This is a genomic window from Virgibacillus salexigens, from assembly GCF_014905415.1.
In the GTDB taxonomy this organism is placed as follows: domain Bacteria; phylum Bacillota; class Bacilli; order Bacillales; family Amphibacillaceae; genus Virgibacillus; species Virgibacillus salexigens.
On sequence record NZ_BNEO01000039.1, the window covers coordinates 1 to 424 of the forward strand.

The following is a 424-nucleotide window of genomic DNA, read 5'->3' on the forward strand; positions in this document are numbered from 1 at the left end:
TTGCATCATTACTTAATTGTGGCATAGAAGCGTGACCTCCGTTTCCTTTGATTGTAATGGTGAAATTAGAACGTCCCGTTTGAGTTTCTTTATTATGATAGGCAATGACCCCTGTTTTAATTGTAGTCATCACATGAACCCCGATCATATTATCGACACCGTCAAGAGCTCCTGCTTTAATCATACCTTTGGCACCACCAGGAGATACTTCCTCTGCTGGTTGATGGACAATTCTAACTCTTCCCGGAAGTTCTTGTTTTATTTTTACTAGTTCTCTAGCAAGTACCATCAAATATGCAGTATGTGCATCGTGTCCACAGGCATGCATTACTCCTGGATTGACCGATTTAAAACTTAAGTCATTATCTTCAAAAATAGCAAGAGCATCAAAGTCTGCTCTCAACGCAAGAGTTTTTCCGGATTT

The 424-nt window shown here is 39.9% G+C and carries 1 protein-coding gene; it reads right to left on the reverse strand.

The features are described 5' to 3' along the window. On the reverse strand, positions 1-403 hold a 403-nt coding region (locus JKP73_RS22115), incomplete at its 3' end, for an amidohydrolase (protein WP_234447171.1). Between the last annotated feature and the right edge of the window lie 21 nt (positions 404-424).